The organism is uncultured Phenylobacterium sp. (assembly GCF_902826855.1).
Lineage (GTDB): Bacteria > Pseudomonadota > Alphaproteobacteria > Caulobacterales > Caulobacteraceae > Phenylobacterium.
This window is the reverse complement of sequence record NZ_CADEGK010000099.1, coordinates 8,493-17,146: the sequence shown is the minus strand read 5'-3', so window position 1 is coordinate 17,146 and position 8,654 is coordinate 8,493. Positions and strand designations below refer to the sequence as shown.

Below are 8,654 nucleotides of genomic sequence, written 5' to 3'. Positions count from 1 at the left end.
GACGGGCAGGGTCCACATGTCGATCGCGGAGGCCGCCGCGCCCTACGCGCGGTTGCACTTCCGCCCCGCAGAGAAGCTCCGACCCGCCGACCCCGCGGTGGTCGCTGCGGAGCGGTTGCGGCTCGATGGCCGACGCATCGAAATCCTTCCGGGCCAGGCGTTCAACCCGGTCCTCTACGCTCCGCCGGCCGCCGCAGTGGCCGTGGGACGCCATTATGGCTGGACGGTGCTGGACACCCTTCACCTGGCCCGCGCGCTCAACGCCCTGGTGTCGATCGCCCTCGGCTTCGCCGCGCTCTGCCTCGCCCGCCAGGCGCGGCTGGCGATGTTCGCAATCCTCAGCCTGCCCATGTCGGTGGCGCTCTATGCGGCGGTTTCCCAGGATGGTCCCCTAATCGGTCTGACCGCGCTGGCCGTCGCGGTCCTCTCGCGCGCCATGGGAGAAAGCCGCCCGCTGAGCCGCGCCGAGACGGTCTTCCTGGCTGTCTGCTTCGGCGCCATCGGGATGGCGAAGCCGCCTTGCGCGCTGCTGGTCTTCTTGTTGATGGCCGCGCCCACGCAGAGCCGTCCGCTCAAATACGCCGCCGGGGGTTTGGCGCTGGCGGCCGCGCTCGGCTGGAGCGGCTGGATGAGCCTTTCCGGCTGGGCGGCGCCGCCACCGCCGGGTCTGGCCCCCGATCCGGCCGATCAGGCAGGGTTCCTGCTGAAGAACCTGGACGCGCTCCCCGCGATCGCGAGCGACACACTCGCGATCCACGGCCGGCCCTACGCCGATCAGTTCGTGGGCGTACTGGGCTGGCTCGACACGCTCCTGCCACAGCCCTTCTACCGCGCGGCGTGGCTCATGCTGGGCGTGGCCCTGCTGGCGCCAGCGGCGGTGGGCCTGGAGCGTGGCTGGCGGGCCATGCGTTGGACGGCTCCCCTCGTCGCGGTCGTTGCCGCCGGCGCCGTGTTCGCGGCCCTCTACCTGGGTTGGACGTCGGTGGGCGGGCGCATCGTCGAGGGCGTGCAGGGCCGCTATCTGCTGCCGCTGGCGCTGGTCTTGCCGTTGGGGCTGGAGGGGCCGCGGCCGATCCTGGCCGGCGACCGGTTCCGCGATGGGTTGAGGACCCTCGGAACCATCCTGGTCCTGGCCTTCCCCTTCGCCAGCCTCGTCGTCGTCCAGGTCGCGCTGATCGAACGCTACTATGGATAGCGTTCGCGGCTAGCTCCGATAGTCGCCGTTGATCTCGACGTAGCGCTTGGTGAGGTCGCAGGTCCACATCGTGGCCTTGGCGACGCCGACGCCGACGTCGACGGTGACTTCCAGCTCCGCCCGTTTCATGTAGGCGCTCATCTTCGCCTCCGAGTAGGTCTTGGAGACCAGGCCGTCCTGGGCGGCCCAGAGGTCGCCGAAGCGCACGCTCATCTTGTCCCGGTCCACCGGCTCATCCGCGCGGCCAACCGCCATGACGATGCGGCCCCAGTTGGCGTCCTCGCCCGCGAAAGCAGTCTTCACCAGCGGGCTCTCGCAGATCGTCCGGGCGATCTTTCGCGCCGAGGCGGCGGACTGGGCGCCGGTGACGCTCACCTTGATGAACTTGTTCGCGCCCTCCCCGTCGCGCACCAGTTGGTGGGCGAGGTCGAGGAGCACGGTCTCCAGCTTGTCGCGGAAGTCGGCCAGGCGGCGGTCCCCGGCGCGGGTGACCCTGGCGGCGCCGGACTGGCCGGTGGCGAACAGCAGCAGTGTGTCGTTGGTGGAACGGTCGCCGTCGACGGTGACCGCGTTGAAGGTGTTGCGGGTGTAGAGGTTGCAGAGGTTCTGCAGCGCGCCGGGAGAGATCGCCGCGTCCGTCGCGACGAAGGCCAGCATGGTCGCCATGTCCGGTGCGATCATGCCCGAGCCCTTGCAGATGCCGCCGATACGCACCGTCACGCCGTCGATCTGCGCCTCGGCGTAGGCCCCCTTCGGGAAGGTGTCGGTGGTCATGATCGCCCGCGCCGCGCCGCCCCAGCCGTCGGGGGCCAGCCGCTGTTCGACTTCAGGCAGGCGGGCGGTGATCTTGGCGTCGTCCAGCAGCACTCCGATGACGCCCGTGGAGGCCACCATCACGTCGCGTTGGCGGCAATCGAAGCGCTTGCCGACGGCCGACGCGACCCGTCTGACGGCATCCGCCCCCGGGCGGCCAGTGAAGGAGTTGGCGCAACCGGCGTTGACCACCAGGGCGCGCACGCCCTCCCCCTTCGAGGTCTCGAGGTGGCGCTTGCACCAGTCGACCGGCGCGGAGCCCACGCCATGGCGGGTGAACACCCCGGCGCAGCTTGCGCCCTCAGGGAACGCCATGATCAGCAGATCCTCGCGATCATGCTTGTAGAAGCCCGCCCGGCCGGTGGCCATGGTGACGCCTCGGATCGGCGGCATGGACGGGAACGGGACCGCCAGCGGCGAGACCGGCATCGCGGCCGTCGCCGCCTTGGCGGCCGGCTTGGCCGGGTCGGGCGCACGCGACGTCTTGTCGGCGCGGCGCAGACCGGCCCGCTTCAGGGCGGTGTTGAGCGGGTCGAGGGCGCGCTCGAGGGTCTGGCTCACCACCTCGGCGGGCTTGGCAGCCTTCGGCGGCGGCTTCGCGGCCGCCGTCTTCGTCTTTGCAGCAGCGCTTCGGGGCTTGCGGGTCATTTCGAGGCTCCCTTGGGCTGGGCTGCAGGGGGCGCCGCCGGCGCCGCAGGCGCGGCTTTCGGCGCATCGGCGGGCGGCAGCGCCTTGCGCGCCCCGGGCTCGGTCTTGGCCAGCATCTCGACCTTGGCCTTGGCGCGTAGCTTCTCAAGCAGATCGCGGATCCGGTCATAGGTGAGGAAGCGGACGATCTGCGGCCGGGCGGCCTCCAGGCTCACCGGCTGCTCCTCCCGTACGTCCTCGACCTTCACCAGGGCGTAGCCTCCGGCCACCGGGATCGGGCCGATGACCTGGCCGGCCTTGGCGCCTCGGAGCGCGGCTTCATACGCCTCCGGCATGACGTCGGTCGTGAAGTAGCCCAGATCGCCACCGTTGAAGCGGGTTGCCGCGTCGCGCGACTTCTCCATGGCCAGGGCCTCGAAGGAAGCGCCGGCGGCGACCAGCTTGCGCACCGCCTCGACCTCGGCCTGGGTCGCCACCACGATCTGCCGTGCGTGGATCTCTTCCCCACGCTTCGCGAGCTTCTGCTGCTCGTCGTAGAGGCCCTTGATGTTGCTCTCGGTGACCGCATCGGCGACCGTGGCGTCCACCAGGATGTCGCCCAGCACACGGTCGTGGGCGGCCTGCAGCTTGCGCTGGACGATCGGGTCATTGTCCAGCTTGCGCCGCACCGCCTCGGCGGCCAGCAGCTTCTGATCGACCACCTCGTCCATCATCTGGCGGAACAGGTCGGAGGAGGTGTCCAGCGGCTCGCCCTCGCCGATCAGGCCCTGGGCGATCGCCTCGCGCTTCACGTCGGAAACCCAGACGGTCTTGCCGTCGACCTTCGCCACCGCCCGGTCGCCGCTCTCCGGGGCCGCCTCCCCGCCGGGCCCGCGCCCGCACGCGGCCAGCGCCATGGCAAGCGCCAGGGCCAGACCGGCATTGCGAAGCGGTGCGGCGAGCGCCATCGGACTTCCCTTCAGGTGTGGGGAAAGCGCCTCTAGCTCCGGAAGCGCGCCCGTCCCTAGCCATTTCCTCGCCGCGATGCAAAGGTTGCGCCCGGACCGTTGGAGGCCTACCGAGGCCTCAAAATCTCATCCGTTCGGAGGATCACTTTCCAATGCGCGAAGCCGTCGTCGTTTCCTACGCCCGCACGGGCCTTGCCAAGGCAGGCCGTGGCGGTTTCAACATGACGCCCACCGTCTCCATGGCCGCCCACTCGGTGAAGCACGCCGTGGCGCGCTCGGGCCTCGATCCCGCCGACATTGAGGACGTCTACATGGGCAATATCGCCCACGGCTCCGGCAACATCGGCCGCCAGGCCGGTCTGCTCGCCGGCCTGCCGATCACCACCTCGGGGGTGACGGTCAACCGCTTCTGCTCGTCCGGCCTGCAGTCGCTGGCAATGGCCGCCAACTACATCCGCAACGACGGCGCCAGCGCCGTGGTCGCCGGCGGGGTGGAGTCGCTCTCCCTCCCGAACCCCGGCATCGGGCCCAACAACAACGACCCCAAGCTGACCGAGATGTATCCGGCGATCTTCATGCCGATGATCGACACCGCCGACATCGTCGCCGAGCGCTACAAGGTCAGCCGCGAGTACCAGGACGAGTACTCGCTGGAGAGCCAGCGCCGCACGGCCGCCGCCCAGCAGGCCGACAAGTACCGGGACGAGATCGTGCCGATGAAGACCAAGATGAAGATGGTCGACAAGGCGACGAAGCAGGAATCCATCGTCGACTACGAAGTGACCCGCGACGAGTGCAACCGGCCCGACACGACGCTGGAGGGCCTCCTCAAGCTCGACCCCGTCATGGGGCCCGGCAAGTACATCACCGCCGGCAACGCCTCACAGCTGTCCGACGGCTCGGCCGCCCTGGTGCTGATGGAGGCCAAGGAGGCCGAGCGGCGCGGCCTGAAGCCGCTTGGCGCCTTCCGCGGCTGGGCCGTGGCCGGCTGCGAGCCCGACGAGATGGGCATCGGGCCCGTGTTCGCGGTGCCCCGGCTGCTCGAGCGGCACGGCCTGAAGGTCGACGACATCGACCTGTGGGAGCTGAACGAGGCGTTCGCCAGCCAGTGCCTCTACAGCCGCGACCGCCTGGGCATCGACCCCGAGAAGTACAACGTCAACGGCGGCGCGATCTCCATCGGCCACCCCTTCGGTATGAGCGGCGCGCGGATGTCGGGCCACGTCCTGCAGGAAGGCCAGCGCCGCGGCGCCAAGTACGCCGTGGTGACCATGTGCATCGGCGGCGGCATGGGCGGCGCCGGCCTGTTCGAGGTGTACTGAGACTGATCCGGCCGTCCCGCCGTCGCGGTTGCGATGGCGGGACGGCCAGCTCGTCTCGCGATCAGCACATCGGGCGGACGACGGCCCGGTCCTAGTGGACGCCGGCGCCGCCCGGAGGTCCGAAGCGGATGGCCAGGTCGTCCGCCAACTTCGCCACCTCAGCATCGAGCGCAGCCCGCTCTGCAGCGTCCGCGCCTTGGGCCCGAGCGAGAAGGCTCAGGCAGCGGTCCACGATCGCGGTCGCCTCCGGACTTCCGCGCACGCGAAGGCGCAGCTCGAGCAGCCAGTTGAGGCCGTCTTCGGGTTCGACATCGGAGCTCACGGCGCGGTCTAACATTGCCGGATCTGTGCTCGGCTTGATCCCGATCAAATCGACCAGGCGCGACGACAGCGCTGGATTCGATCCTGGTTTGATCCATCTCAAGGGCTACGGCCCCAGCGCCTGCAAGCGTCACCGCAGGCGTTGGGGGTGAGAATGGACGATGAGTTCGATCGACATCTTGGACGGCGACTACGGAAGCGGCGACGTCTTCTCGGAATGAGCCAGCAGGCGCTTGGCGCAGCGTGCGGCGTCAGATTTCAGCAGATCCAGAAGTACGAGTGCGCCGCCAATCGGATATCGGCCGTGATGCTCTGGCGCATCGCCAACGCGCTGGGTGTCGAAGTCGGATACTTCTATGAGGGGTCGCCCGGATTCGGCGATGGCGACCTCGCCACGCCGGCGGGCCGGCCGCCGAGCAGCGCAGGCGACATGGAAACCGGACCGGTCGGCGCTGGGTGAGACGGCTGCGCCATGCGCCCTGCCGCTGATCGGGAGCACGCTCGAGTCCTCGACATTGACCTGGATCATTGGACCGCGACCCCGCCACGCCGAAGCTGGCCGCATGACGACCTTGATCCTCTCCCGGCTCCGCCGGCGCTACCCAACGGTGGCCCGCGACCTCCTCGCGCCACTGCTGGCGCTGATCGATGAGGCGGAACGCACCTTCGGCGGCGACCTCGAGAAGTTCCACATCCTGCTGGCGGTAGCCTTGCGCAGCGCCGAGCACCCGGATTGGACGAAGGGCGGCGCCATGCCGGAGACCACCGGGGACCTGCCCAGCCTGTGGACCAACGTCCACTCGATCGCGCTGTCGGTCGGGATTCCGGAGGAGACGGTGCGCCGGAAGGTGCGCGCTCTGATCGCACAGGGTTGGCTGGAGCGCACCGACCATTCGCTGCGCTATACCCGCAAGGCCGCCGAAGAGATGGGCCCGATCCGGGACGCTCTGACCAGGCTTGCGGTCTCCAACTACCTGACGGTCGCCGCCGTGCTGGCGGACGAAGGCTAGCCGGCGAGCAGGCCATAGCCGACGGCAAAGGCCAGCCCCAACAGGCAGAGGACGCCCGCGATCAGCGCCATGACGTCGAAGGCCGGTCCTCGTCGCTTGGTCACGCTTTCGTCCCCGCAGGCCGGCTTCTGGGCCGGCGGCGGGAGGTTTCATGCGCTCGGACCGGGCGCCACCGTCCGAGGGCTCAAACTGGTGGATGGCGGCCCCGGTGAGAAGGTGCGGGCGACGCACCCGTCCTCTAATCGGGCAACAACTCGTCGCGGGCGCCGACAAAGCCGCTGTTGAGGTGGTCCCTGATATGGTGACCGAACCGGCTCAGGCCTTCTTCGAGGAAGTCACTCACCATCGGCATTCCCAGGATGTAGTCGAGCACCCGCTCGGGATCGATCCGGCGCGCGCGCTCACGGGCGTCCTGCCATTGCCACAGACTGTACTCGCCGCGTCCGACCCAGATCAGGGCGATGAGATCGAGCCGCTCCTCTTCGTTGAGCGATCCGATCGCCGCGATCAATTCGTCGGTGACGCTGTCATCAGGATGGAACTGCAGCACATCCACCGCGCGGTCGTCCGCCGGCTCCGAGGCCGCGTCAGGATCTATGAGCTCCACCTTCGTGTGGAACTCCCTCGCTTTGAGCACGATGAAGAAGGCGGTCTCCGGATCAAGCCCAAGTTGCGGACTTTGCGCTGCAGTCATGCGGACGCTCCTGTGACGGGCCCATAAATCCAGTGCGGCGCGAGATCGTGATGCACCGTGACGTGGCGGCGAGCCGGCGCCTTGACACTGCTCAAGGCGCTCTGGGCCGGACCCAACGGAGCACGGCGTCAATCGACCGTGGCGCTGCCTGAGCTACGGCTGGCCAGCGAGTCCCGGCGTTCGACTGCGGCCGCAAGCGCACCGGCGAGCGCGGCAATGTCGATAGGCTTGGCGACGACGCCATCGAACCCGTCCGGGCCCGACGCCGTGACGGATCGCGGTTCGGCGCTGAACGCGAGAACCGGCGTGAACTGATTGGGACCGACGCCCGCCCGCAGCCGGCTCAGGACCTCGGGTCCACCCAGGTCCGGCATCCTCAGGTCGAGAAGCACGACGTCCACGGGATGAACCCCGAGGTGATCAAGCGCCGCTTGCCCGCCCTCGGCCGAACGCACGTCTGCTCCGAGAGGCTCCAGCAGCCGCGTGGCCAACTCCCGGTTCGCGGCGTTGTCGTCCACGACCAAGACCCGCACGCCGGTCAGGAGGGTATGGCCGGCGCTTGAGTCCGTTGTCGGCTCCGCGTCGACCGCCGTCACAGGCAGCGTGACGTGGAAGGTCGAGCCGCGCCCGACGACACTGTCGACGCCGATCTCGCCGTCCATGGCCTCGGCCAGACCCTTGCAGATCGCAAGGCCCAGACCCGTGCCCCGGTGGCGCCGCGTATTCGAGCCGTCGATCTGGGTAAACCGCTGGAAGAGCCGCGCGCAGTCGGCTTCCGCCAGCCCCGGTCCAGTGTCGGACACTTCGAAGCGGAGGCCCGTCTCGCCCGCGCGCCGCACGCTGAGTGTCACCGCCCCGCGCTCGGTGAACTTGACCGCATTGGCGGTCAGATTGATGAGGATCTGCCGCAGACGATCCCCGTCCACCAGCATCATTGCCGGCAGCGCCTCGTCCGCCTCGAACCTCAGATGCAGGCCCTTGGCGGACGCCTGACCTTCGAACAGCGTCAGCGAGTCTTGCGCGAGCGCCACCACGGCGGTCGGTTTGGGCACGATCGTCACCATGCCCGACTCGAGCTTCGAGAAGTCCAGCACGTCGTTGACGATCGCCAGGAGGGCCGAGCCCGCCCCGGCGATGCGTTCGACGTAGGTGCGGTCGGACTCCACGAGCGCGGAGGACTTGCGCAGCAGATCAGTGAAGCCCAGCACGGCCGTCAGCGGATTGCGGATCTCGTGGCTCATGTTCGCCAGGAATTGGCCCTTCACCAACGTGGCGGCTTCCGCCGCGGCTTGGGCGGCCCGCAAGGCCTCCTCCTGCTCGACCTAGCGGGAGATGTCGCGCACGACGTCGATGAGGCCGGTGGGGCGACCGGTCTCCGGATCCCGCGTCAGGCTGGGAGCAGACTCCATCCAGAGCCATTCGCCGGTCTGGCCGTGGCGCGCGCGCCAGCGATGACGACGGCAGGAGGCGCCCTCCATGAGCGCCTTGAGGCTGCGCCAGGCGGGCCGGATGTCGTCCGGATGGATGTTGGCCGCGAAGGTCGATCCCACGAGGGCGTCGGGTTCGTAGCCGATCTGGCGGGCGGAGGGGCTCACGAAGGTCAGGGTTCCGTCCAGGTTCGCCAGGGTGATGATGTCCGCGGTCGTCTCGGCGATCTGCCGGTGGCGCGCCTCGCTCTCCCGCACAGCCGCCTCGGCCGCGCGC

At 69.2% G+C, this 8,654-nt stretch carries 9 protein-coding genes; 4 read left to right on the top strand and 5 right to left on the bottom strand.

Annotated elements, in window-relative coordinates; all coding sequences use genetic code 11:
• Window positions 1-1,195, top strand: a 1,195-nt coding sequence (locus QZV94_RS14345) for a DUF2142 domain-containing protein (protein WP_293678593.1), incomplete at its 5' end; no start/stop codon positions are given.
• 9 nt (window positions 1,196-1,204) lie between these two features.
• Here the strand turns inward: QZV94_RS14345 and argJ are convergent.
• Both argJ and QZV94_RS14335 read right to left on the bottom strand, forming a co-directional pair.
• Complete coding sequence (gene argJ / locus QZV94_RS14340) at window positions 1,205-2,656, bottom strand: bifunctional glutamate N-acetyltransferase/amino-acid acetyltransferase ArgJ (RefSeq protein WP_293678592.1); 1,452 nt, start codon at window positions 2,654-2,656, stop codon at window positions 1,205-1,207.
• Entirely contained in the window at window positions 2,653-3,603 is a 951-nt protein-coding gene (locus QZV94_RS14335; protein WP_293678591.1) for a peptidyl-prolyl cis-trans isomerase, read from the bottom strand. Before QZV94_RS14335 ends, argJ begins: the two co-directional genes overlap by 4 nt.
• Window positions 3,604-3,755: 152 nt before the next feature.
• Here QZV94_RS14335 and QZV94_RS14330 point away from each other — a divergent pair, with 152 nt between their 5' ends.
• Entirely contained in the window at window positions 3,756-4,925 is a 1,170-nt protein-coding gene (locus QZV94_RS14330) for an acetyl-CoA C-acyltransferase (RefSeq protein WP_293678590.1), read from the top strand.
• Between the two features lie 91 nt (window positions 4,926-5,016).
• On the opposite strand, the gene QZV94_RS14325 is transcribed toward QZV94_RS14330, so the two are convergent.
• Complete coding sequence (locus tag QZV94_RS14325) at window positions 5,017-5,247, bottom strand: hypothetical protein (protein WP_293678589.1); 231 nt, start codon at window positions 5,245-5,247, stop codon at window positions 5,017-5,019.
• Between the two features lie 153 nt (window positions 5,248-5,400).
• On the opposite strand from QZV94_RS14325, the gene QZV94_RS14320 reads away from it, so the two are divergent.
• The gene (locus QZV94_RS14320; protein WP_293678588.1) at window positions 5,401-5,706 is read left to right on the top strand and encodes a helix-turn-helix transcriptional regulator; all 306 of its coding nucleotides are present in this window, start codon (window positions 5,401-5,403) and stop codon (window positions 5,704-5,706) included.
• Window positions 5,707-5,809: 103 nt separating this feature from the next.
• Entirely contained in the window at window positions 5,810-6,256 is a 447-nt protein-coding gene (locus QZV94_RS14315; protein ID WP_293678587.1) for a hypothetical protein, read from the top strand.
• Between the two features lie 238 nt (window positions 6,257-6,494).
• On the opposite strand, the gene QZV94_RS14310 is transcribed toward QZV94_RS14315, so the two are convergent.
• Together QZV94_RS14310 and QZV94_RS14305 are read right to left on the bottom strand one after the other, a co-directional pair.
• Entirely contained in the window at window positions 6,495-6,950 is a 456-nt protein-coding gene (locus QZV94_RS14310; RefSeq protein WP_293678586.1) for a DUF3775 domain-containing protein, read from the bottom strand.
• Window positions 6,951-7,078: 128 nt separating this feature from the next.
• Entirely contained in the window at window positions 7,079-8,254 is a 1,176-nt protein-coding gene (locus tag QZV94_RS14305) for an ATP-binding protein (RefSeq protein WP_293678585.1), read from the bottom strand.
• Window positions 8,255-8,654: the final 400 nt, after the last annotated feature.